Origin of the sequence: Lonsdalea quercina subsp. quercina (assembly GCF_000688695.1) — a bacterium.
Classification (GTDB): Bacteria; Pseudomonadota; Gammaproteobacteria; order Enterobacterales; family Enterobacteriaceae; genus Lonsdalea; species Lonsdalea quercina_D.
In genome coordinates this window covers 375457-400615 of the sequence record NZ_JIBQ01000004.1, presented here as the reverse complement: position 1 = coordinate 400615, position 25159 = coordinate 375457, and the positions used below count along the sequence as shown (strand labels likewise).

Below are 25159 nucleotides of genomic sequence, written 5' to 3'. Positions count from 1 at the left end.
CAGGCCCACCCGCCGCAACCGGTCCTGCGTATCCCACTCGTAGCGCGTTTCTTTAGGTCGGAATCCCGCCCGGACTTCTCGCTTGCGACTTAACCGGCCGCAGACATCGTACTCATAGCGCACATCGCCACGCTCGACGATACGTCCTGCGCCGTCATAGCGACGCTGGCCCTCGGATACCGCCTGAGACACCGACAGCGGGACGCCCGACAAGGCCATAATGTCCGACACTTCGCACAGGTTCTGCTCGCTGTCGTAACCAAACAGTTTTGCCTGACGCCAGCGCCCATTCCGGCGCTCCGCCGTGACCTGTCCGTTGCCGTTCAGGCGGAAATCCTGCTCGCCCCAGTGAGCGTCTTTTATCCCCACCAGACGGTCCAGCACGTCGTAGCGATAGCGCCGTTCCAGATGGTGCGGCTCGCTGCCGCCGCCGTTCACCAGCGCCTGACGCTCTAACAGCCCGGTCTCGCTCCAGCTCTGCGACAGCGCGAAGCCCGCGCCGTTGCTACGCAGGCTTTCCTGACCCGCATCCGTATGGCTGAACGACAAGGCCTGATGCGAACCTACGCCCAGCGCCGACAACCGCCCTGATTGCCACTGCTGTTGCAGCGGCGCCAACAGCCCACTGACCTGCGCGCGGTAACCGCTCGCATCGTAGTCGCTGATGATCTCTTGCCCATTGACTCGCTCAGAGATGACCTGACCGGAGCGGTTATAGGTGTACTCCACGCAGGCGTCTGCGTTGCTGGCGCTTAACAATCGTCCCGCGATGTCATAGTCCAGCGTGGTAACGCTGTCCGTCGCCCCTTCAGCAGTGAGGCACTGGACTTCCGTCACCCGTCCCAAGGCATCATGCGTGTAGTTTTGCTGGCTGCCGTCGGGAGAAGTTCGGCACGTTAATCGNCCCGCCACGTCGTAGGCATAGCGATACACTCGCCCGTCATAATGTTGCTCTTCGGAAAGCCGTCCACACTCGTCAAAGGAGTAAGTCCAAGCGTCGCCGTGGCTGTTGGTCACACCGGCGAATTCGGCTTCCGTATTGTAGTGATAGCGGACTGTTGCACCGAGTGGATCCGTGGCTTCCATCAGGTTATCAAATGCGCCGTAGCGGAACTGGTGCTGCTGCCCTAACGCATCGGTCACAGAGGTGAGATTGCCTTCTTTATCAAAGCCAAAGGTGGTTTCAGTTCCGTCTTCATAAATGACTTTTGACGGCGCTTCTCGATAACCTTCATATTCCCAGCGACGCACCAACCGACCAGATTGGCTCTCCTGATGCCGTTCTGTCACCCTGTCCTGACCATCGTAGAAGAATCGCACTGTGGGGGCGTTATCCACTTCGATCCTACTGACCAGCCCTCGCGCGTTGTAGTGATATCGTTGCAACACGCCGTTAGGGGCGATGATGGTTTCCAGTAGGCCCTGATCGGTATAACTATGCAGCCACTCACGTCCTTCCGGATCGTTAACTTCTACCACCTGCCCCCGAGCATTACGCTGATACTGCCAAACATTGCCGAGTGGATCGGTATACGCCAGCAGTTGCGCATCATCATCGTAGTTATAGCGGTGTATTGCGCCGTCCGGCAACGTCACGGCCGTGATCTGCCCCCAGTCGTTACGCTCAAACTCTGTGCGATAGCCTAACGGGTCAGTTTGCGCCACCAGCTGATTGTGTTCCCATTCGAACAGCGTCTCGCCGCCATCGGGTGTCCGATGGCTGAGAATATTGTTGCGTTCATCCCTGATATAGCGCGCCACACCACCAAACCCATTGTGGTAATACGTGGTGAGTCGTTCATCGTCATAGTCGAAGCTACCTGCCCAGTAACCTTCCGATGCACGGTCGCGCACGGCACGGCCCTGGCTGTCATAGGTATGTTCTACCCAGGTTTCCGACAGATCTGACCAACGCAACATCCAACCTTCTGGCGAATAACGGTAATCAAAACTGCGTCCTTCTCCGGCACGGACGCTAACCAGATAGCCTTTCTGATCATAGGTATAGTTAACCAGCGGCTGTAACGGCCGACGCTGACGATCGCATAACGTCAGGCAGGCGATTCGCCCGTGCTGCGTTTCCACATGCACCAGACGCTCATCCGCGAGCACCACCCATCGTAATTCGCCAAATTCCCACAGCAGCGACGTACGATTGCCCACGCTATCCTCTATTGCGGTCAGACAGAGCTGCACGCCGCGAGTATGTTCAAACCAGTAACTCATCCCGTCACGATGGCGTAGCACCAATACGCCTTGTTGACGCGTTAAACGCCATGCTGGATTGGAAAGAGAAAGGCTGTACTCGCCTTCAACAGGCGCCGCGAATATGGCCTGATTAAATTCCCCATCCGTAAACGTCACGACATCGTTTTCGAGTTTCAGGCTCATATCCCAGTTGCTGCGCCAAAGCTTGCCCAGCAAACCGGAGATTCGGGTGCCTCCTGAACGATAACTTCTTTTCAAGGCGAGAGGGAAAAGCCCTGAAATCTGAAAATCCGTGCGCCAGTCAACGACATAACCCGTTGCGACATCGACCGGGTCACCTGCGCAAGTCGATTCGGACGTACAGAGTTCGTCCCCTTTTTTCTTCGCAGCGTTCTCAGCTTCTGTTTCCGCCGCCCGACTTTCCTGCTTCGTCGCCCCCGCCGTCATTTTTTCCGCTTTGGTCGCTTTTCCTTTACCCAGCGCCGTACCCGGTTTTTTGGTCACAATTTTGGCGATGAAGGATTCTACTTTCTCGATAATGGTATTAACGATGCTTTCGAATTTTTCTATCAGCCATTTCAGTACCCTGACAATCGAATTAAAGCTGTCTTTAGCGAAAGCCACGATCCAGCTTTGTGCCGAGTGGGCCGCATCCTGCAAAATACGCTCAATGGCCAAGGAAATTTTGTTTAACAACGCGATAGCTTCAGTCGCAATTGACTTAATTTTGGAGGCGAAATCCATCAGCCATCGCACAATATTTCCGTCAGACAGGTGACGAATTTCTCGTATTGCGAGCTGGATAGCGCGTTTATCAGCGACGGCACCGGCGACTTTTCCAACCGCTTTTAATACTGATTTCCCCGCATATTTAAGAGCATGGCCAGCACCGGGTACCACACCAATAACATCTAACACCCCCTCACAAATAAAATAAGGGTCCTTGAGATTCTCAGGATTTTTATAGGCGGCCCAACACCATTCCCCAATGAAATACACATCAGGCGCTTGTCCGACGATAGGGACAAAACCAAGGATGATCTGGCAAAAGAGGAGCACAGCCGTTTCAGTCGTGTGACTGGCGACTTCCGTTGATAGGCTATGATGGACTTTATTGATAGCCTGCTTTAGCTCTCGGCTACTGTTGTTAATCTTGTCCTTCAGCTCCATGAAGCGGTTATAAGCCAACTCATATTTATCTTCGTAGTAAAAATACATACCACCATAAACATGACTGTTGATGCCGACTTCGTTATAACGCTTGCTCTCTTCCTGATCGTATTCCAGCAATCCTTCTTTGCTGAGTAATAAATAAAGCGTGAAGTACTCGCCCGCGAGTGCCGCATATTCGGGATTGGACTGTAGTACCGGATTATTGGTGACGGTGTCTTCGGGTTCGAACTCGTCGCTTCCTTCCTGAATATTCAGCTCGTAGCCATTGCAACCCATATCGTAGATTTTGAAATAGCCGTTCTCATCCGTTTGCCCGCTAATATTCGTACCCTTGCTATCCGTAACGACAAAAGGCGCGTTAGGAACGGGTTTTCCCGAATCGTATAAGTATTGAACGAAAATTTCACAAGCGCATTCCTTACATCCCCCCGGGATGGCTTTATCACTGGAAAAGTTCTTACTTGCGGCCTCTTCGCTGGAGACCAGCGTCGCTGATTTCGTCTGTTCCATAGCACTACGTCCTTTTATGCTTCGCTCTGTTGGCTCACCGCGGCGGCGTAGAGGCGATCCATCTTGTTCTGGGTTCCGATAATTTCCGGTTCCGCCATGACCGTTTGCGCCCAAGGCTCGCCGATAAAGTCGGGACTGAGCTCCGTCGCCAACGCCAGATAGCGCACGATATCGCGGTCGTTGTTGAATCCCTGCAACTCGGCTTGTTTCACCTGTTGCTGGGTAAATGCCAACAACGCATCGTTGCCTTCGGCCTGCCAACGCGGATGGTAGGCGCGCAGGTGATCCATGTAGGTTTCCAAGGCGTTCTGCGTGGACGGGCCCAGGAGGGCCTGCCATTGGGCGTCGCTGAGTTGGCGGGGCGAGGTGTTGGGGATGTCGTGAGGCTCACGGTGTGTGAGGGTCAGAACCCGCGAACCGCCCCGATTCGGCGAAAGATCACAGAAACTGGCGATAGGGCCGAACAAGGCCGTCGCCTCCTGCGCCGTGCTGGCCGACAAAAGCTGTTTCACTATCAGCCAGTCGCTGATGCGCAGAATGGCATTATCTCCGTCCGGCATCGCCACCAGGCTCCAGTGCCGCAGGTGGGTGACCAACTCGACCAGTTGCTGTCCGGGCGTATAGGCCTGCATAAACCACTCAAGCTGAATACCGATACCCCAGCCGTCACGGATGCAAAGGTACTCTTCCAACTGAGGCCAGTTTTGGGCCGTGACCGGGATGCAATAGGGGGAGATCGAAGCATGCTCGCGTCCGGCCTCGCCCCAATAAAGCCGGGTATGTTCCAGACTGCCGCCCCAGCGCTCAGCCAGCCACGGCGCCGCGTCATTAAGGGCGGCTTCCGCCACGATGAAACACCCGCCTTCGTCGATGCGTGCCAACCATCCGTCAGCGTCTTCTTGCGTTTCAGTCAGAAAAGGCGTGGTTAAAGGTGTCGTTAATGTCACTCGGTGACCTCCAATGTGTCAGGCGATAGTCCCTTCATCCAGTCAGGCCGGTGGTAGCGTGCTCGAACGTCTTCCAGATGGCGCGGTTCGGATTTGAACAGCTGAATACATTTTCCCAGGGCGTGGTTCATGGTTAGATGAATAAAATGAGGATGGTGATAAAACTCGCTGCCGATAATCCAGCGGTGAGCAGACCAGGCTTCGCATTCGGCGTCGGTGGCGCGCGGATATAATCTTTTGGCCAGATCGATACCGCTAATAAAACGTTTTCTTAGTAGTTCGATATCTAATAAAAAAAACGTTCTTTCACTGACATACATAAAAAGCTGATTCGCCAGACAACGCAGCCGATTATCGTGCGTTAAGAGATCAAACTGGGTTTGATTCAGCGATATTTGATCATTGTTCGTCGCCGGGAGAGATATTTCCTCCTCAAGCAAGGGAATATAATCCAAAAACTCGCGAGTCTCGGCCGGTAGGAACAATTGCCGGGCCGGCGCAAGGAAATCCGTTTGCGCCTGCGGGCTGATTGTCGCCCACCACAGCGCCAGTGCATCCGGGCCATAGCTGCGAAACAGCGTCTCCTGCCCGGTGGGCCCACGGCAAACCACGCGTTGTTGCCAATACTTCACCATCTCATCAAGCGGCATGTCGGCTGCCATCAGCAACGTCCCCTGATGGCCGTACTCCTGGCTTTGAGTCCAATGCAGCAGCGTTTCTCCGCAGTTGCCTTCCTCGAGTTCGACAATAATCGGCGCAACTAAGCGTAATGAATCTGGAAATATCGGGGAATCGAGCTGCCGCCACTGATTTTTAGCTGACTGATGAAAGGCGCGCCAATAATCAGGCAGCGCCGGATAACACATCACATCAATAATGGCGTACAGCGGCGAAGTTTTATTTCGAATGATCTCAAAGAGTCTCAGGCTGTTTTTTTCATTCATCTGATAAACCTGAATCTTAATTAAGGGATAACAATAAATAGTTAACGTCGCGAAATAACGGCGTTATTCCACGCGGTGGCATGTATGTTTTTCGTTAGGGAATAAATGAGAGTATGTAACTAGGCAAGAAGGGGAAAATGTCAGGGAACGATTATCCGATCGTTCCCTGATGACTGTGATCTATTTAGCCTTATCCTTTTCCCACTGCGCTCTGACTTCTTGAGGAGAGGGAGGTGGGAACCTCACCCCTTTTTGCTCCAGCGCCTGCTTGACCTTTATCAGCCACGGACGTTGCGGCGCATCTTTGGACATGATGGACTCGCTGTCATAGACATTCCACGCAAGACTTACGCCCACTTTATCGTAAGTGTCAATTTGGGCACCCTGTTTCATTAGGAAATCAACGATTTCATATTTATTAAGATAAGACGCATATAACACACTGTTCATGTTCATTTTATCTTGCAAATTGATATCGGCCCCGCGCGCCAGCAACAGCTCGATATCATCCCAGCGCTCTTCATTAATCGCGCCGAATATCGGCGGTTGACCGCCCCCTCCCAACAAATTCGGATCTCCGCCCGCATCCAGAATGATGCGTAACCAATCAGGATCTTCAAACCCGGGCACCATATTAATTGCCGCAGTACCGTTACCGTTTTTAAAGTTGGGATCGGCGCCTAACTTCAGTCCCAGCGTCACCGCTTTTTTGTCCCGCGTCTCCAGGATCAGCCACTGCAGTGGCGTCACCCCTTCCTTACCATGGACGTTCAGCTTAACACCCTGCGCCAGCGCTTCTTTTGCCGCGCTTTCATTACCCTTACGAATATTCTCCAGCAGTGCGGCAGTCGTCGGGTCAAATAGCTCTCTGGCTTCCATACTATGTCCTCCCAGATTGCAAGCCGTTAAAAGGCTGGCGATAAAAAGACATCCCCACTTGATACGCTTTAACCATTGCATCACGTCTCCTTAAATACACCACTAATCGCGCTGATATCTTCTCTTTTCTGCGTTTCAATACCGGCAATCACCTGATCCATCCCGTGACGGGCAATGGGCGATCCGCCCAGTGACGGTAGCGACGACATCTCACCGACGGCTTTCGGCAAAGCGCCTTTATAAAGCTCCATCATGCCACATGCCGCTCCGACCATCGCTCCCATTGTTCCCCCCCCAAGCAAACCACCGATCAACGAGCCTCCTAACGCTAATAGACCCGGAACCGCCGCCTTGCCATAAGTCTGCGCCATGGTCAGTACTTCGCCATCGACAGCCTGCGTTTTGATCAGTGCGGCCGTCTCCTCTAAAGAGGCTCCCCCAGCGCGGGCGACCGTATTAGCATGTAGACCCGCAGCATTAAAGGNATAGCCGGGAAGTTTGGTCACACTGACACCTGCCGAGGCCAAACCGCCTCCAAGTGAATGCCCCACCATTTTCAGACTTTCATTGGGAAGAGAGCTTTTAGCGACTCTCGCTGCGAGCATAGCCTGTTCATAAGCCGTAGACTTTAGTCCCAGCCCTTGCAAAGCATTTGTCGTCCAGTCCTCTACGCCCGTCACTGCATTATCGGTACCCCGAAAGGTGAGCATCGTTTCACCATTGATGTCCGATTTAAATAATGCGGCACCGAAACCAGATTCTTTATTGAAATAAGGATTCGATTCTTTCGACAACATCTGCTCTGGATTCACTATCGAAAGCCCCACCGGCGGTGCGGGCAACTCTGCTTTCGCGCCGCGGCGAAATTCATCCACATCATAGACATACTTCGCGGCCTCTGCGCGTAAAATGCTGTCGTTGTTGCCGGCGAGACGCTTGGCGGCGGCTTGCAGATTCGGATTGGTCGACGCCTGTTGCGCCAGCTGTTTACGCGCCTGATAGCGGGCTTTGCGCTGTTCCAGCGTCAACGCTTCCGTTGGCGGCGGTAGCTCAGGCGTCGCCATCCATGACATCAGGCCTTTCCACGGCAGCAGCATAGGCGACAACGCCAGCAGCGGCGATCGCTTGCTGGCCGACTGCTCCGCGCAGGATTTAACGGGGGACTGATGCGGCGTGTCGCCGATGATCACATCCCCGCTACCTGCGGCGACGGAGCCGCCGCAGCCGATGGCATCGCCTACACGCGCCGCTGCTTTGCCGTTGATGATGACATTACTGGATCCTGCGGAGATCGACCGGGGATGTAAGGCATGCGGCATGGTGGGACAAGGGCAAGCGTGCAGCAGCACCATATCGCCCTTGCGGGCGGCAGGTTTGCCGTTGATGATGACATCGCTGCTTCCCTGAATGATCGGCGTGGCGGGGAAACAGCCATGCCCAGAGCAGCTGTCGCCTAATCGTGCGGCACTTGGCATGTTATCTCCTTATCGACGATCCGGTGCATCCGGCAGCGTGGGTTTATTCGGCGCATCCGGTTCGATAGAAGATGGCGCGACGCCGGTCCCTGGCGAGCCGCCGTCGTTGATCTTGACGATCGTTCCCGAGATGGTCACGCCAGCGCTGTCGATTTTGATAAAGCCGCCAGACGATTTGATCGTCAAGGCCTGACCGGCCTCCAGCACGATGTCCGCTGCCTTGAGATAGCTGTCGGTATTTACCACCGTGCGCTGATGTGCGCCGATCAACGTCTCCTCCGAACCGCTGATGGTCGACTGCCGACTGCCCGTGATCTTGGTGATCTCACCGCCGCCGATCAGCCGCTTCAGGGATTGACCAATCTGTTGAATGAAATTACGTCCGATCGCCTGATGATGATCTTGCCCGATCTGTTCAAAGTCATCCTGACCGATCGTTCGGTGACGGTGACGTTCAACCCGCTGGTATTGATCCTGCGCTACGCTCAGATGTTGATCCAACCCTACGCTCTGGCGATGGATATGGTTGATCACCGTATCCGCATCCTTTTGCGCATGAACGTAAATTTGTTCGCGCGATACTTCATCTTCGAAGCGCAACTCATTAAAACCCGTGCCTTTATGCGTATCGGTGCGCAGCGTGGTACGCGTTTTATGCTCCGGCAAAACGTAAGGCGTCGGGTTAGTCGCGTGGAACGTTCTTCCCGTCACCAGCGGCTGGTCCGGGTCGCCCTCCAGAAAACTCACCACCACCTCATGGCCGATACGCGGGATGGCCATCATGCCGTACTGACCGCCCGCCCAGCCCTGACTGACGCGTACCCAGCACGAGCTCTGGTCGTCGCTCGCCCCGTAGCGGTCCCACGGGAACTGTAGCTTCACCCGGCCGTATTCGTCGCAGTAAATCTCTTCCCCCGCCGGGCCGACCACCGTGGCGATTTGCGGGCCGTCCACCATCGGGCGATGCGGCATTTTCGCTCGCCACGTGGTGCTGGCCTTCACCACCCCAAAGGTGTTGGTCAGCGTCGTCGGCTCGCCGCCGCCTTCCTCTTCCAGCGCCTGCGGCTGGGTGCCGGTGTGGCTGACGGTCACCACCTGCCAGCCGATGTTCAGCGTCAGGTTCGGGTGCTCCGTCAGGGTAAACGCGCTCCCCGGCATCAGCGCCGCGCAGTTTGACGCGCCCTGTCCGGTGACCGCGTCGGCGCGCAGCGCATCCAGCCGGTGGCCGCTGAATGCCTTGCCGCTCGGGTCTTTCTTGAAGCGTCCCGGGTAGTCGTAGTGCTGATAGCTTTCGCGCTGATGGTCTAACGCGTCGCCCAACTTTTTGTGCGACAGGCCATAGGCCGGGGTCTTGAAGCTGTAGTCTTTTAGCTCCACTTCCGCCGTACGCACCGCTTCCCGGTAGCTGAACTGGCGCACATAGGCGCCTTCTGATAAGCCCTGACTGGCAAGGTTGAAGAACAGGTCCGGGCCTTTGCCCAACGCCACCGCGTCGTCCGCGAACACCACCCGGTGTTTGCCCGCCTCGAATTCGTGGAAGTAGAACAGCCCTTCCTCCGCCGCCAGCCGGTCGATAAACGCCAGGTCGCTCTCCCGGTACTGCACGCAGTATTCCCGCTGGGCGTGCTCGTTACGCAGGGCAAAGGCGAAGTCGGTAATCCCCGCTTCCTGCAACAGGAGGCTGATAATCTCTTCCGGCTTCTGCGCCTGGAAGATGCGGGCGTTGGTGCGCAGGCCCAGACGCCACAGCGCCGGACGCACCACCGCCTGATAACGCGTGCGCCGAAAGCCGGTGTCGCCCTGACCGAACTCGCTGACGATACCGCTCACCCGCCGCTGCAGCTCGCCTTCGTACCACACCCGCAGCTCGCACGGCTGGTCCAGCACCGCGCTGAAGTCCACCGCCGGCAGCGCGCTCGCCAGCGACAACCCCAGCGCAAAGGGCTGGTTCAGCCCCTCGTCCAGCTGAAAATCCACCACCGAGAAGGTGCTCTCCGGCAGTGCGCCTATCGTTACGGTAAACTGAAGCCCGGTCATGCTTGCCACGTTATCCCTCTCCTTTATTCCCTGTCGCCACGGCGACCGCACAGTGCGATGCGGCATTCTGCGCCGTGATGATGGACGGTAGTTCGACTACCTGATGGATGCTGTGGTCTGCGTTCACGCACACCGCAACACCCTTCATACAACGGAAAAACCCGGGCCGCAGCCCGGGTAGTCGGCATTACGCTTCGACCGGCGCACGCCAGTCGTCGGAGCCTGAAGTCCCGGCGACGGTGTGTTCCCAGTCGATTTTGCGGTAGGACAGAGATACCTGGATCAGCTGGGTGTAGTCCAGTTTGGACGGGTCCTGGCAGTGCGGCATCTGGCAGTCGATATCCACGATGGTAGCGTCAGTCAGCTTGGTGGAGAAGAAGTGCTCCTGCTTACCTTCGACAGAGGTGCGGTACCATTTCAGGGTCACGGTCGGCAGCATTTCGCCGGACGCCAGGGCGTTGTACATCAGCGGAACGGCTTTGTTCAGCGCCACGGTGAATTTGAACGGCTTGTGTACTCGCTGGCCGGACGGCTGACCGGACTGCGGGTCAGTCGGGACGGTCACCACGTGCTGAAATTCCTGCACCAGCATTTCATCTTCGTGGCCCTGCACGTAGATGTTGCCGACGGAATCGGACGTGAAGGCACCGGCGGTGATGTTGCCCTGAGTTTTCCCTTCAATGCTGATATAACATGGGGTTGGCATAGTCATGCTCCTTGTTGTTGAACGGTTTTTACTTTCGCCCGCTTGACATTGCAATGGCTATGCCAACTTTTATATCACTGTTTTATAAAGGAATTTAAAATACGGGATTTTCCCTAACCCATACCTGCGCAAAAAGTTGCGCAGAATGCGCAGATCGTTTGCAAACATTGCGCAAAAAGTGATTTGTGCTGAAAAGTGCGCAAGAAGTTGCGCAGATTTGGCAATTGTTCTGAAGATTTGACTTAGTGCTCACCATAATCTGTCGCATTGAAAGGTAAGGGCGATTAATCATTTACTCTAGCGGTGAGAAACTTAAATTGTTGCTAATGCAATAATTTTCACATCAACTTTTGGGCTATTGCGCAGGGTTGGGGATCCACAGTCCGCTTGTCGATGCCGTCGGCCATCGATTCAATCCGACTCAGCAGTGTCCAGGCTGTGATTAATGAAACAGAGATTCACGTTGAAAGGTTAAGTATTTATTCCTCGATTGACGACGTCGTTTGAGCACACCACTGTCAACGTTGTTTGCTGGCACGGAGTAGGTGAAAACAAACCCACATGCTCTAGAGTCACTTCATCTGCTCAACTTTCTGTGCTTCCAAATGGTCGGTAAAGATCAACTAAGGCATACCGCTGCTGATTTAAAAACCATTTCGTTTTCAATATATTCATTAAACACGCGATGTCGGCCTTCGCCCGGATCTCACCCAAACTTCCGACTTCCCGCACAGTGCCCTGTCCAACCCGCAAAAAAAAACGCTTGCCGAACTTCGGCAAGCGTCAATAAACATCAGGTCTTAAAGACTAGGGGTGGTGCCTCACTCAACGTAATGTCCGAAACGTTTCATGAAATAATATTCATGTCATGGTGGACGATAGGCACCGATAAGGGCTCTGCGTCATTCCCAGGGTTATGAAGCCGAAGCAAACATAGAAAATGGAATGAGCATCTACGGTGAGCATTCTGCATCAACCGTGCCACTCTTGCCATAGTGATTAATCTTAAAGGCCAAACCACTAATAATTATTTGAAAAATAATAAGATTTAATACTGTGTTTGTTATGCCGTCGCCGCTAACTCTATCCCAAGGCGTAAAAGCAAAAACGCCAGCCTGTCACCTGTAAGAGACAGTCTGGCGTCAATGATAATTAAGTCTGGATAATCAATGCATTATCCGTCTTCTTTTGGCGACAGTCTGCAACTGATACTGTCGCTTAATGAAGACAGCCCCGAGGTCGCCGCTCATGGCCCAATATGAGGCTTTGCGGTACGGAAACCGCTGCAATCTACGGCGGTGATACCTAACGAGTTCATAGAGCATTCACTTTGTCGACTCGTAGCCACCGCAGTCACGCTTCCTGCGACAGTTGCTCCAGGCTCTTGCGCGCCACACTGTAAAGATAGTGCGCCGTCGGGAACAGCGCCCGATCGTCCACCCGGAATTTAGGATGATGCAACGCGTAAGGTCCGCCGGAACCGACCATCATGAACGTGCCCGGCAGCTTCTGCTGATAAAAGGAGAAGTCTTCGCCAATCGGACTGGCTTCCACGCGGCGCGCCTCGAACCCCTCGTCGCTGGCGACCTGCAGGGAAAATTCCACCCAGCGAGGCGTATTGACGACTGACGGCGGCCCGGCGTGCCACAGCAGCTCAATCTCCGCGCCGTATGTGCTGGCGATACCCGCGACAATTTGCCGAAAGCGCTCTTCAATCAGATTGCGCGCTTCCGAACTAAAGGTCCGCACCGTGCCTTCCAGATAGGCTGTGTCGGGGATGACGTTCCAGGTACTGCCGCTATGCACCTGCGTAATCGACACCACCGCGTTGTTGTCCGACGGTACGTTCCGGCTGATGATCGTCTGCACCGCGCCTATCAGCTGCCCCACAATGACGATCGGGTCGTTACCTTCATGCGGTTTGGCCGCGTGACACCCTTTGGCGGCAATCTTGATTTCAAAACGATCGACGCCTGCGGTCAGCGCGCCATCCTTCCCCCCGATCACGCCGACCGGCAGCGTGGGATCGTTGTGGATCCCAAAAATCGCCGTCGCTCCGTCCAGTGCGCCGGTGGCGATGACGTCAGGGGCCCCTAATCCGGTCTCTTCCGCCGCCTGAAACAGAATGCGCACCCGGCCCTTTAGCTCGGACTCCGCCCGTTTCAGCAATATCGCCGCGCCCAGCGCCGCCGACGTATGAAAATCGTGCCCGCAGGCGTGCATCACGCCCTGGTGGTGAGAGCTGAACGCGACGCCGGACTCTTCTTCAATCGGCAAGGCATCAATATCCGCGCGCACCACGACCATCGGCTCCGCCTCGGGGCTGCCGATCTCCGCCACCAGCCCGGTTTTCAGCGGCAGGNCGAGGATGCGGATGCCCTCTTTTTCCAGCTCGGCGCGGATTTTACGGGTGGTTTCGAACTCCTGATGAGACAGTTCGGGATACTGGTGCATATCGTGGCGGAACGCCTGAACATACTGCGCCAAAGGTTCATGCTGAGGGTTCACTCTCATAATGGGAAACTCCTAACGGTGACGCCATCGGACAATGCCGGGCGTAACAAAAGTGAGAATCGATCAGATTACATACTCTGTCGGTTCCTGAATCGTCGTTAACTGCCGCAGGAAGCGCTGCGTCTGCGGGTTGTCGGAAAAACTGATGACCTGTTCCGCCGGTCCCTGCTCCACGATGCGTCCGTCAGCCATGAAAATCACCCGGTCAGCCACCTCTTTGGCAAACTGCATCTCGTGGGTGACGATCACCATCGTGGTGTCGTTTTTTGCCAGTTGCTTGATGACCTGCAGCACTTCATGCACCCGCTCTGGGTCCAGCGCCGACGTCGGCTCATCGAACAGCATCGCCTGCGGCTCCACCGCCAGCGCCCGGGCAATGCTGACCCGCTGCTGCTGACCGCCGGATAGCGTCACCGGGTACTGCCCGGCCTGCGGTTCCAAACCGACCCGCGCCAGCAACNCCATGCCCTTCTCCCGGGCCTGCGCCTTCGGCATTTTTTTCACTACGATGAGCGCTTCGGTGACATTCTCCAGCGCGGTTTTATTCTTAAACAGGTTGTAGTTCTGGAAGACCATCGCCGTTTGCTGGCGCAGCGCATGGGCTTCCTTACGCGTATACCGCCGGCAGTCCAGCGTGCGTTCGCCGATGACGATCGTGCCTGCTTCCGGCGACTCCAGCAAGTTCATGCAGCGCAGCAGCGTCGACTTCCCCGAGCCTGACGGCCCGATAATCGCCACCACTTCCCCCTTCGCGACCTCAAGACTGATGTCGTTGAGCACCGCGCGATCGCCGAAGCGCTTGGTCAAATGTCTGATGTTAATCATGTCCGCTCCTTATCGCTGACGCGAGTGGCTCAGTTTCTTCTCCAGCAGCGCCTGCAGCCGCGCATAAACAAGGATCAGCAGCCAGTACACCAGCCCGACCACCAAAAACGTTTCGAAGAAACGCAGCGACTCGGCGGCAATCATCTTGCCCTCGGCAAACAGTTCGGAGACACCTAGCGCGAAAGCCACTGACGTGTCTTTAATCAGGGAGATAAAGGTGTTGCCGGTCGCGGGTAGCGCGTTCAGCAATGCCTGCGGCAGGACGATGCGACCATAAATCTGCGCCCGGTTCATCCCGACCGACAACCCGGCCTCCGTCTGCCCCGGATCGACCGAGGCCAGCGCGGCGCGGAAAATCTCCGCCATATACGCGGAATTTTTCAGACTGAAGCCGATGATAGCCGCCGACATCGCCGACATTCCGTTCAGCTCCGGGAACAGCTGCGGCAGGCCGAAGTAGATAATGAACAGCTGCACCAGCGACGGAATACCGCGAAACAGCGAGATGTACAACGCGACGAGCTTTACCACAAGCAGGAACCGGCTCTCACGCAGCAACGCCAGCGCGAGTCCCAGGATGATGGCGAACAGCATCGACACTACCGCCAGCAGCAGCGTGGTCGGCACGTACATCAGCACCTGGGGAAATACGTTCAACAGATAGCCAAAATCAATATTCATAGATCATACCTGCGGGCTGCCTCTGTTTCCTCCGCCGCCTTAACGGGCGGGCGGTGTGGTGATGTCGTCGCCGAAATATTTGTTGGAAAGCGCCTTCAGCCGCCCATCTTCGCGCAACCGGGTCAGCGCTTCGTCAAATTTTTTGCGCAGCGCTTCGCCTTTCTCGTCCTTATGGAACGGGAATCCGACCGACTCGACCACCAGCGGACCGCCGACGAGTTTGAAAGGCAGATTGCGCTTGTTGATTTCCGCCAGCAAGATCGGCCCCGATTGGATATACCCTTCCACACGCCTGGCCAGCGCGTCGCTCATCGCGCCATCGCGGTTTTCATAGGTACGAATGGCGACACTGCCGTCAGGGAAGGCTTTTTTCAGGTTGTTGACGTGATTCGATCCCAGCACGCCCGCCACCGTTTTTCCTTTCAGATCGTCCAGCGTGTTGATGTCGGCATTGTCTTTATGCGTAACAATTTGGCTGCCGTAATAGCCGTACGTCTGGGAAAAGTCGTATTTTTGCTGGCGAGCGGGCGTTATCGCCACCACGTTCGCCACCGTATCCAACTTTTTCGCCTCCAACTGCCCCATAATCCCGCTGAAGTCGGCCGTTACCCATTCAATCCGATAATTCAACTCTTTAGCGATGCCCTCCGCCACTTCGACATCGAAACCAACCAGCTTGTTATCCTGCTTAAATGCATTGGGGTAACTCTGACCCGTTGCGCCGATACGCAACACGTTGGCATCGTCGCCGTGCTGCGCATCGCACCCGGCCGTCATTAGCGCGGCGGCCAATGCGGCGGCAGACAGGGTCAGTGCTTTCAATTTCATCATTACGCCTCTCTTGTCGACTGTTTCTGCGTCCACTGCGCATAGTGCTGCGGGTCAAACACTTTTTGCATATAGATGGTCAGATGGCCTTTGCCCAAATCGGCCTGCCCGACGGGTTTAAAGCCGTATTTTTGGTACATCGCCAACAGCCAGGGGTGTTGCTGGGCCGTGCCGAGCGTAACCGCCGGCGCCTTGAGCTGGCCGACCAGAATCTCCTGCTCCAGCCACGCCAACATCCGGCGCCCCAGCCCCTGCTGTTTAAAGTCCGGATGGGTGGCGAACCAACCCAAATGCGGCAGCCCGTATGGACCGGGGTTCGGCCCCCACGGATAGCGAACGGTGAAGGAGGAAGCCAGACGCCCGTCTTTCTCCATCACATAAACACCGTGGTTTTGGATATGCCGACGCACCATGGCGAGATCGGCGTGTGCGGCGTCGAAGTGGATGCCCAAAGCCCGTATCGGCGCATAAGCGGCGACCGCCAGCGTCAGAAACGCGTCGTCGTCGGCTAACGTGGCCAGGCGAAATCGTAGATTCATGGCGTCTCTCGATTCAGGCGGCGAGGAGGCCAACATGTTTCGCATGGCGAATCACATCAGCGATTTTAAGTAGGCGGGCATCTGAACGTTCAGCGTTTTCTGCCGCCACCTGCGGCGGAGCCATATCCAGCTCGCCTCCGACACGCGCCATCGCGACGTCCACCTCAATCTGTTTCACCAGACATTGGCGTTCAGACCCCAACTCACGCATTTCAACGGTGCCGAAATTGTTTCCAATCAGAAGAACATCAATCGGGTGAGAAGCCATAGGTTACTCTTCGCGTAGGATTCAATCAGGTTTTGGTCAGGCCAGAAGAAGGAGGAAAGACCGCTGAAAACAGAGCATTGGCTTAAAAATATAGCATGCAGAATTAGCCGGACATATACCGTATGAGACTAAGATAGAACGGCAAGTAAAAAGCCTTAAAAGACTTAATAATCAAGAGAAAAACCAAAACCCATACGAAATTAATGGTTGAAAAACCATCACGGATCATGGATAAAAAACCATCATTTAGCTAGCGAATTATTCATTGCCACCTATAATTAATGGTACTGCCTTAATTTCATGGATCAACAAAAGGAGCTATCGGGCGCAGTCATGACTCAACGCCAAACAGATTCCAAATAATTTCTCAAAAGGAGGAGCGGTACGATGACAGACAAGGCACCAGAACCCCCTTTATGCTTAGATGCTTATGCTTTTTTCTTTGATCTCGACGGTACGCTGGCCGAGATTCAGCCCACCCCCGAACAGGTGGTCGTCCCACCCGAGGTTTGCAATACGCTGCATAGCCTGTTTACCGGCAATGATGGCGCGCTGGCGTTAGTCTCTGGACGTCCCATCGCAGAGCTGGACGCGCTGGTCGCCCCGCTCATCTTGCCCGCCGCCGGGATCCACGGCGCGGAACGACGCGAAATCAGCGGGAAACGTCATGAAACGCGCCTGCCCGCCAGTATCGTCGACCCCTTGCAGGACGCGCTGACCGCCGCGCTGGCCGCGCTTCCCGGCTGCCGACTGGAAAACAAAGGCGCGTCCTTCGCGTTGCACTACCGTCAGGCCCCAGATTATAAGCCGGAGGTCACCGCGCTGGCCGAGTCGCTCTGCGAGCGCTATCCGCAGCTGACCGTACAAACCGGCAAATGCGTGGTGGAACTGAAACCACGTGGGGCAAACAAGGGCGCCGCCATCAAAACCTTCATGGAATCTTCGCCTTTCGCCGGACGCACTCCGCTTTTCATCGGCGACGATACTACCGACGAAGCTGGCTTCCGTCAGGTGAACGCCCTCGGCGGGATTTCCGTCAAAGTCGGTCCAGGGCCCAGCGAAGCGCGCTACCGACTCGCCAACGTGGCAGCGGTCCATCATTGGCTCACACAGCAGCAGGCCATGTATGAAAACAAAATTTCATTGGTAAGGAGCTAAAGCTATGAGTCGATTAGTCGTCATATCAAATAGAATTGCCGCCCCCGATAGCAAGAGACAGAGCGCCGGCGGTCTTGCTGTCGGCATATTGGATGCGCTCAAAAGCAGCGGCGGGCTTTGGTACGGCTGGAACGGAGACATCAGCGACGATCCGTTGCCTCTCCGGATTCAGAAAAACGACGGCATCACCTACGCCTCGTTTAACCTAAGCCATACAGATTACGAAGAGTATTACTGCCAGTTCTCCAATACCGTACTCTGGCCCGCCTTCCACTATCGTCTCGATTTGGTGTCGTATGACCGCAGCGCGTGGGAGGGCTATTGCCGCGTCAATACGCTGCTGGCGGAACGCCTGCAACCGCTGGTGAAAGAGGACGATATTCTGTGGGTTCACGACTACCATCTGCTGCCGTTCGGCGCCGCGTGCCGCCAATTGGGCCTGAACAATCGGATGGGCTTTTTCCTGCATATCCCTTTCCCGGCGCCGGATATCTTCAACGCGCTGCCGCCCTGCGAGGAATTGCTGGAAAAACTGTGTGAGTACGATCTGCTGGGATTCCAGACCGAACATGACCGTCAGGCGTTTCTCGAAAGCCTGTCCCTGCTGACGCCCGTCAAAACCGTCGGCGAACAGACCTACAGCGCGTTCGGCAACCTGTTCCGCACCGAGGTGTATCCTATCGGGATCGAACCAGAGAGCATCCGCAAGATGGCGGAGGGTCCGCTGCCCGCCAAGCTGGAAGAGGCCCGTCGCGGCCTGGTGAATTTGAAGAACGTCATCGCGGTAGAGCGTTTAGACTACTCCAAGGGGCTGCCCGAACGCTTCCTGGCCTTCGAGTCGTTGCTGGAGCACTATCCGCAGCATCGCGGTCACGTCCGCTATACGCAGATCGCCCCGACCTCGCGCGGCGACGTGCAGGCCTATCAAGACATCCGCCATCAGCTGGAAACCGAGGCCGGGCGCATCAATAGCCGCTACGGCACGCTGAACTGGACGCCGCTGTACTACCTCAATCAGCACTTTGAACGCCGACTGCTGATGAAGATTTTCCGCTATACCGAGGTCGGACTGGTCACGCCGCTGCGCGACGGCATGAATCTGGTCGCCAAGGAGTACGTCGCCTCACAGGATCCGAACGATCCGGGCGTGCTCATTCTGTCTAAATTCGCCGGCGCCGCGAATGAACTGACCTCCGCGCTGATCGTCAACCCCTACGATCGCGATCAGGTCGCCAGCGCGTTGGATCAAGCGTTAACGATGCCGCTGGCGGAGAGGATCGCCCGTCACAGCGACATGATGGCGGTGATCAACCGCAACGACATCAGCCACTGGCGTCAGTCCTTCTTGTCCGATTTGAAAGCGGTCGATCTTTGCCGGGAGCAGCACAGCCTCGAAAAAAAAAATAGCGACCTTCCCCCGGCAGGCGTGACGCCCCGGGGACATCGCAGTCCGGCTCACCGCTGAGACGAGCGTGCGGGTAAAACGACGGCTCGTGACGAACGATGTCCCCGCGCGCGGTTTGCCTTCCGCAGATAGATGTGACGAAAAACGAAGTTAAGGCTTTATGACTTCGACTTTCTGAACTGGCCGCAGCAGGGTGAAAAATTCATTTTTACATTGAAAACAAAGAATTGCGCCAAAATACCCCTTACCGGATGACTGACAATCCCGGAACGGACACGGTAACGGTGATTTAGGGCAACGTGACGGTCAAAGGCTGAGATGCCTCTTATGAATGATTGAACCCTGTGCCTACCGTATACGATAACGTACTGACGTGGAGCGACACCGCTATCAGCCGCTGAGTCCCTGGGTCAGTGCGTTTACTGGGGTAACTCCAAATGGTCCTTGGAGAGAGGAAGCGCCTTCTCTTCCACACTCAAACAGTAGCCGACCGAGCGCTGAGTCTTGATGAGCGGCTGCGCAAAGCCCTTGTCGATTTTGGCGCGCAGTTTGGACATATGCACGTCGATAAGATTGGTCTGCGGGTTGAAATGGTAGCCCCACACGCGCTCTAACAACTGCATTCGGCTAAAAACTTTACCGGGGGCTTCCATCAAGATAATCAACAGCTTAATTTCTTTGTCGGTCAGCTCGATGCGTTTCCCCTCTCGCCATACGGTACGCTGCAGGCAATCGACTTTCAGATCGAAAAAAGTCAGTACGGAACTGGACTCCCTGCGTCGACGCGCACGCCCGACCATGATATCCAACCGTAAACGCAGTTCGTCGAAATTGAAGGGTTTTCCCAGGTAGTCTTCCGCGCCCAGCTCAAGCCCCATCACGCGGTCAACATCGCGGTCCAGCGCGGAAAGCAGCATGATGGGAGGATGTGGCCGATCGGTAAGTTCGCGCAGCACGGTAAAGCCGTCCATCACCGGCAACATGCGGTCAAGCAGGACAACGTCGTAAACCTCTTGCTGTATTGCCTTCAAAGCGCTGCCGCCGTCGTGAACGATCCGGCAAGCATGACCGTGAGCGTGTAGTTTCTCGCTCAGCCAGTGACAAAGAACAAAATCGTCGTCAACCACAAGAATACGCATGCAAATCCCCTGAAACCCGAGTGCACGTGGGGTTAGCGCTTTTTGAACACCGGGTGAAGTGATTCAGTAAGCTTAATAATTACCTTATAATTTTCATGTAGATAGAAGGTCGTGATTGAAATAGCGCCCCTATCCCATTTTGGATAATAACAATCATTATCATCTTTAAGCAAGAATTTTACTTAGCTTGCAATCTATTAAAAATCATTGAAAAGTGTCCGTTCCCGTAAAGAACGACGTCATTTCCCGTGAGACAGGGCAACGATAGGGTTAACAGGTTCGACTATTCCGCGCCGTTCGGCTCATCGCTCCGCATCGGCGAGGCAGCGGCAAGCACATTAACAAAATTTAATGAATTTTGGCCCTTTTCAGGGTCTTTACCGACACAATGTCGGATTTTCTACTGATATGCGTCAACTTTCCCTTCGAGCGGCTGTATTATCCTTTTCCTCCATCTCCGGAGATAAATGATTTCTATTTTCATTTACATTCAAGAGTGACCGGCAGATTTACAGAGGAACACGCCATCTATGTCTCTTGATCTTTCACCTTTTTTCGCTGCTGAACACGGACTTCCCTTTACCGGTCGCTGGGCCACCATGCCCTGGCGCCAGCAAAGACCGCTTCCTCCCGGTGAAGTCGATGCCGCCTGGCAGGGATTGCTGAGCACCACGCAGACCGGCAACAAGCGCTTGCTGTATGTGCACATTCCATTCTGCGCCACGCAGTGCAAATTTTGCGGTTTTTACCAGAACAAGCAAGATGAGCACGCCATCGCGCATTACTGCGACATGCTGATGCGAGAACTGGATCTGGAGGCGGACAGTCCGCTCCACCAGTCTTCGCCGATCCACGCGATCTATCTGGGCGGCGGCACACCCTCGGCGCTGACGGCCCGACAGCTGCACCAGATTATCAGCGCACTGCGGAAGAAACTGCCGCTGGCGTCGGATTGCGAAATCACCGTCGAAGGGCGCATCTTCAACTTCGACGATGAGCGGATTGACGCCTGCCTGGAAGCCGGGGCCAACCGCTTTTCCATCGGCATTCAGACATTCGATTCACGCGTGCGTCAGCGGCTGGGGCGCCGGGCCAACCGGGAAGAAGCGATGACATTTATCCGCAAACTGGCTGAACGCGACCGTGCGGCCATCATTTGCGATCTGATGTTTGGCCTGCCGGAGCAGACGGTAGAAAGCTGGCGGGAAGATTTGGCGATCGTACGCGATCTTCCGCTGGACGGGGTCGATCTCTACGCCCTGAACCTGCTGCCCAATACCCTGCTGGCGAAAGCCGTCGAAAACCACCGGGTGACGCTGCCGGATGTGAGCCTGTGTCGCGAGCTTTACTTGATCGGGGAGCAATTCCTGGCGGATGAAAACTGGCGTCAGCTCAGTAACAGTCATTGGTCTCGCCACACCCGCGAACGCAATCTGTACAATCTGCTCATCAAACAGGGCGCGGACTATCTTGCTCTCGGCAGCGGCGCGGGCGGTAGTCTGCGCGGGCAGTCTTACATGATGGCACGTCATCTGGACGACTATTACCGCGCGATCGGCGAAGGCCGTAAACCCATTGCCATGATGACGCCCCAAAGCGATCAGTACCGCTGGCGGTTGGATCTGCAAGGCGGCATCGATGCCGGATATTACGATCTGGCGCGTGTGCTGGACGATCCCACGCCTTTGCTGCCGCTGTTGCAACAATGGCAACAGTGCGATCTGTTGCGGTTAAACGGCGCGCGTTTCCATCTCACGGCAGACGGACGTTTCTGGGCAAGTAATCTGCTGCAGGCTTTGCAAACGTTAATCCCGCCGTTACTGTTACCACAGGCGGCGGCCTGACAGGTGCAACATTTTGGATGTCGCGATGGGCAAATCGTGTAGCGAAACAGGAAACGAACTGATGGAAAAACATCCGTGGCTGATTTTTGGCGGGGCGAGCGGCGTCGGCCGGGCGCTGGTGGCGTTGGGGTTACAGGAGTCGCGCGCCATCACCGCGCTGGTCCGCAACGCCGAGCAGGCACAGGCGCTGCGCGAGTGTGGCGTCACGGTGGTGGAAGGNGATGCGCTGGATGCGCGCAGCGTCCGGACTGCCTGCGAAACTGCGGGTCCGCAGGCGCGGATCGTTTCCACGCTGGGCAGCGCGGAGGCTGACTATGCCGGTAATCGGCTCATTATTGATAGCGCGGAGCGCTACGGTATCGGCCATATGGTGCTGGTCACATCTATTGGCTGCGGGGAGAGCTGGCATCTGCTGTCGCCGAAAGCGCGGGAGATATTCGGCCACGCCGTTCGGGAAAAATCGTTGGCGGAAAGCTGGCTGAAGACGAGCCGATTGAACGGATGCATACTCCGACCCGGCGGTCTCAAGTCCGGGCCAAGAACCGGCCTGTCCATCCGGGTACAAGAGGAAGCTTTCGGGTTGATCCATCGGGAAGATGTGGCTCGCCAGATCCAGCAGGTCATTNATGATGACGCCGCCTACGGGAAGACTTACTTTCTCATCGACCCAACGCTGACGCCATCGGCACAGCTTTAGAATATAGGGGGTATGCCTGCATGGCATCCCCCTATTGGCGACAGCGGGCCAACATTCACCCGCGGCATGTCTGACTGCGGCTCAATCAAACTCGAAATAGCGGCACCTATTATGTTTCTCTTTTTACGGGACTACGCTCCTGTACAGGGTCATCCAGTTTTGAAAACGATTTCTCGTGGGAAATAAAATAAGCGATGAAATGACACCCCTTTCTGTCGAAAGGGTATTATTTCCACTGTGTTAATCATCACAAATAAAGACTATTTATATAATCATATAAATACATCGTTGCGATCACTGGCTCGCAGAAAAAGAATAATCACCGAGATTATGGCGCACCCTCTCTGAATAGATTGAAATAAATAACGGTTTGTTTTTTATTCGTAAATGAAATCCTTTTTCATACGCAGGAAGTTTTTCTGGGCAAGACACTTTTCATCCTCCGAAAGCGTTGAGCGCACGGATATTCCATAACCGTTGGCGATATCTCGTTGAATCACATCTCGCCGGCTAAAAGCCGTCTCGGTATTCAGATAGTCATCCAGCAGCCGGAAAGCGATTAAGTAAGACTCGCCCTTGACCGCCCAAATCGACGGCAGGTTCCAGAGATTGAGCAACGCCTCCTGTGCGATCAGAGACGGCATATCGCGAGCCCCATCAAGATAATGCAGCGTAGCGCCCGCCGCTTGTTCTAGCTTTCGGTTATCACCCATTGCGGCGATCTGCTCGATGGCATACTGTCCCGACGCATAGGGCAGCATGGCGAAATGCGCGTTAACGACGCGGCCATCGAAAAAAGTCATCCAACGCGTATCCAATGCGAAATCCCGAAACACAATGGCGCCTTTGCACCCATGTTGCTCGTAACGCGCTCGAACGTTTTGCAGGCACACCTCATCAAAATGGCGTGCGTTGATGATATTTTCCGCACTGAGTATATGGTGTGAAGGCACGCCATAGCGTTCAGCTAAATAAATCTCAGAAGGACTTAACGTTCCATAGGCTTCTTCAAGCAAACAACGATCGTTCTCGTTAATGAATTCTTTTTTTGATAAAAATGAATGAACGCTATCAAGGATTTCTTTATTTAATTGACGCCGATTCTTTACCACCCACAAGATTTTTCTATGCCGCATTCGTTCATATAAAAAGCTAAAGTGAAAGCGCGTTTCCGTCAAACATGAAATCATTCTTATTCTCCTTAATAAATGAAAAATCCCTTTTATTGATTGATAACTATGCTAAATGAAGAGGAAGAATAAACTATTACCGATGGAAAACTGTCGCTGACTTAAGATGAGGTTGACACTAACACCTTCCTCATTCAACTGTTTTATTATCATGAAACTATCACGGCATAAAATAAGGAGATATTTCCGAAATAAAGTTATCGAGATAAGTAAAAGGAATATATCTACAAATAGGCGTATTGGCATTCAATATCGAAGGAGGGTTTCTGGGATGATTATTTCAGCCATACCGGAGAAGTCAGACAAAGCGGACAATCCCATCGATGTCACCTTGTCCTGAAATAAAGTGGAGGTCTAAGACGTAAACTAGCCTGCCAAAACAGTTCTGGCTACGTGGCGAAGAGGAGGAAGGAAGCCGTGGCGATTAAGTCGGACCTAAGCTGATCGCGCATGTCACTCGAGACCAAATAACAGACGAAAAAAAACCGCCGGTGAAATTCACCAACGGTTTTTTTATGGTCCTGTTTAATGCGCAAACAAGACCCTGAGAATAGTGGTCGGCGAGAGAGGATTCGAACCTCCGACCCACTGGTCCCAAACCAGTTGCGCTACCAAGCTGCGCTACTCGCCGACGGGTGATGCTGTACTACTACTTCATGATGTCACTGACATCTGAGCTTGTGTGGTGCGAAGAGAGGGACTTGAACCCTCACGTCCGTTAAGACACTAACACCTGAAGCTAGCGCGTCTACCAATTCCGCCACCTTCGCATGTCACAAACTTTAAAAATTGGGGTGGCTAATGGGACTCGAACCCACGACAACTGGAATCACAATCCAGGGCTCTACCAACTGAGCTATAGCCACCATATTACCACTTCTTTACTACGTTTCCGGTACTCACTTCTCACGGAGTCATTAAGTACCTCCGCAGCTCCCGCACTACATCGAATCATATAAATGCTTCGAATGGTGCGCCCGACAGGATTCGAACCTGAGACCTCTGCCTCCGGAGGGCAGCGCTCTATCCAGCTGAGCTACGGGCGCGTAGCGCCGTTGCGGGTGGGGATACTACGGATTTAATAGAAGCCTGTCTAGTGCTTTTTCGTAGAAAGAGCGCGTTTGCTTACGCTTTGCTCATTTCCCTTAAAATCATCGACTCTACCGCTTTCCCACCCGCTGTTTACGGGTGA

General features: G+C 54.7%; 19 protein-coding genes, 4 tRNA genes and 1 pseudogene. 4 read left to right on the top strand and 20 right to left on the bottom strand.

The window, feature by feature from the left end:
- The 14 genes from SB13_RS05060 to SB13_RS05000 all read right to left on the bottom strand — a co-directional run.
- The coding region (locus SB13_RS05060) for a DUF6531 domain-containing protein (protein ID WP_463605542.1) at nt 1–2655 on the bottom strand (2655 nt) is incomplete at its 3' end.
- Between the two features lie 1250 nt (nt 2656–3905).
- Nucleotides 3906–4838, bottom strand: a complete 933-nt coding sequence (locus tag SB13_RS05055; RefSeq protein WP_036150099.1) for a DUF4123 domain-containing protein — start codon at nt 4836–4838, stop codon at nt 3906–3908.
- Nucleotides 4835–5782 (bottom strand): DUF4123 domain-containing protein, encoded by a 948-nt coding sequence (locus SB13_RS05050; protein WP_026739307.1) that lies wholly within the window; start codon nt 5780–5782, stop codon nt 4835–4837. The genes SB13_RS05055 and SB13_RS05050 overlap by 4 nt, the downstream gene beginning before the upstream one ends.
- 180 nt (nt 5783–5962) lie before the next feature.
- Nucleotides 5963–6742, bottom strand: a complete 780-nt coding sequence (locus SB13_RS05045) for an ankyrin repeat domain-containing protein (protein WP_026739306.1) — start codon at nt 6740–6742, stop codon at nt 5963–5965.
- Nucleotides 6742–8136, bottom strand: a complete 1395-nt coding sequence (locus SB13_RS05040; protein WP_026739305.1) for a PAAR domain-containing protein — start codon at nt 8134–8136, stop codon at nt 6742–6744. Before SB13_RS05040 ends, SB13_RS05045 begins: the two co-directional genes overlap by 1 nt.
- A 9-nt stretch (nt 8137–8145) precedes the next feature.
- Nucleotides 8146–10182 (bottom strand): type VI secretion system Vgr family protein, encoded by a 2037-nt coding sequence (locus tag SB13_RS05035; protein ID WP_026739304.1) that lies wholly within the window; start codon nt 10180–10182, stop codon nt 8146–8148.
- Nucleotide 10183: 1 nt separating this feature from the next.
- Complete coding sequence (locus tag SB13_RS17855) at nt 10184–10321, bottom strand: hypothetical protein (protein ID WP_160168630.1); 138 nt, start codon at nt 10319–10321, stop codon at nt 10184–10186.
- Nucleotides 10322–10360: 39 nt separating this feature from the next.
- Nucleotides 10361–10879 (bottom strand): Hcp family type VI secretion system effector, encoded by a 519-nt coding sequence (locus tag SB13_RS05030; RefSeq protein WP_026739303.1) that lies wholly within the window; start codon nt 10877–10879, stop codon nt 10361–10363.
- 1353 nt (nt 10880–12232) lie between these two features.
- A complete protein-coding gene (locus SB13_RS05025; RefSeq protein ID WP_026739302.1) occupies nt 12233–13393 on the bottom strand; it encodes an amidohydrolase in 1161 nt (386 codons plus the stop codon).
- Nucleotides 13394–13456: 63 nt separating this feature from the next.
- Nucleotides 13457–14218, bottom strand: a complete 762-nt coding sequence (locus SB13_RS05020; protein WP_026739301.1) for an amino acid ABC transporter ATP-binding protein — start codon at nt 14216–14218, stop codon at nt 13457–13459.
- 9 nt (nt 14219–14227) lie between these two features.
- The gene (locus SB13_RS05015; protein ID WP_026739300.1) at nt 14228–14899 is read right to left on the bottom strand and encodes an amino acid ABC transporter permease; all 672 of its coding nucleotides are present in this window, start codon (nt 14897–14899) and stop codon (nt 14228–14230) included.
- A 39-nt stretch (nt 14900–14938) separates the two neighbouring features.
- Complete coding sequence (locus SB13_RS05010) at nt 14939–15727, bottom strand: amino acid ABC transporter substrate-binding protein (RefSeq protein ID WP_026739299.1); 789 nt, start codon at nt 15725–15727, stop codon at nt 14939–14941.
- 2 nt (nt 15728–15729) lie between these two features.
- Nucleotides 15730–16266, bottom strand: a complete 537-nt coding sequence (locus tag SB13_RS05005; protein ID WP_026739298.1) for a GNAT family N-acetyltransferase — start codon at nt 16264–16266, stop codon at nt 15730–15732.
- A 13-nt stretch (nt 16267–16279) separates the two neighbouring features.
- The gene (locus SB13_RS05000) at nt 16280–16534 is read right to left on the bottom strand and encodes a hypothetical protein (protein WP_026739297.1); all 255 of its coding nucleotides are present in this window, start codon (nt 16532–16534) and stop codon (nt 16280–16282) included.
- Between the two features lie 387 nt (nt 16535–16921).
- On the opposite strand from SB13_RS05000, the gene otsB reads away from it, so the two are divergent.
- A complete protein-coding gene (gene otsB / locus SB13_RS04995; protein ID WP_026739296.1) occupies nt 16922–17692 on the top strand; it encodes a trehalose-phosphatase in 771 nt (256 codons plus the stop codon).
- A gap of 4 nt (nt 17693–17696) precedes the next feature.
- Nucleotides 17697–19122: pseudogene (otsA, locus tag SB13_RS04990) on the top strand (alpha,alpha-trehalose-phosphate synthase).
- Between the two features lie 394 nt (nt 19123–19516).
- Here the strand turns inward: otsA and SB13_RS04985 are convergent.
- Nucleotides 19517–20236: a response regulator transcription factor gene (locus SB13_RS04985; protein WP_051616354.1), complete on the bottom strand. Its 720-nt coding sequence runs from the start codon at nt 20234–20236 to the stop codon at nt 19517–19519.
- A 530-nt stretch (nt 20237–20766) separates the two neighbouring features.
- On the opposite strand from SB13_RS04985, the gene hutW reads away from it, so the two are divergent.
- Both hutW and SB13_RS04975 read left to right on the top strand, forming a co-directional pair.
- Nucleotides 20767–22080 carry a heme anaerobic degradation radical SAM methyltransferase ChuW/HutW gene (gene hutW, locus SB13_RS04980; protein WP_026739295.1) on the top strand — a complete coding sequence of 438 codons (1314 nt, stop codon included), beginning with the start codon at nt 20767–20769 and terminating at the stop codon, nt 22078–22080.
- Between the two features lie 61 nt (nt 22081–22141).
- Nucleotides 22142–22777: an NAD(P)H-binding protein gene (locus SB13_RS04975; RefSeq protein ID WP_036151429.1), complete on the top strand. Its 636-nt coding sequence runs from the start codon at nt 22142–22144 to the stop codon at nt 22775–22777.
- Between the two features lie 377 nt (nt 22778–23154).
- Here SB13_RS04975 and SB13_RS04970 read toward each other — a convergent pair whose 3' ends face one another.
- From SB13_RS04970 to SB13_RS04950, 5 genes are all read right to left on the bottom strand, one after another.
- The gene (locus tag SB13_RS04970) at nt 23155–23967 is read right to left on the bottom strand and encodes a hypothetical protein (RefSeq protein WP_026739293.1); all 813 of its coding nucleotides are present in this window, start codon (nt 23965–23967) and stop codon (nt 23155–23157) included.
- A gap of 554 nt (nt 23968–24521) precedes the next feature.
- Nucleotides 24522–24598 (bottom strand) — tRNA-Pro (locus SB13_RS04965).
- A gap of 52 nt (nt 24599–24650) precedes the next feature.
- Nucleotides 24651–24737 (bottom strand) — tRNA-Leu (locus SB13_RS04960).
- Between the two features lie 20 nt (nt 24738–24757).
- Nucleotides 24758–24833 (bottom strand) — tRNA-His (locus tag SB13_RS04955).
- 103 nt (nt 24834–24936) lie between these two features.
- A tRNA-Arg gene (locus tag SB13_RS04950) sits at nt 24937–25013 on the bottom strand.
- Nucleotides 25014–25159: the final 146 nt, after the last annotated feature.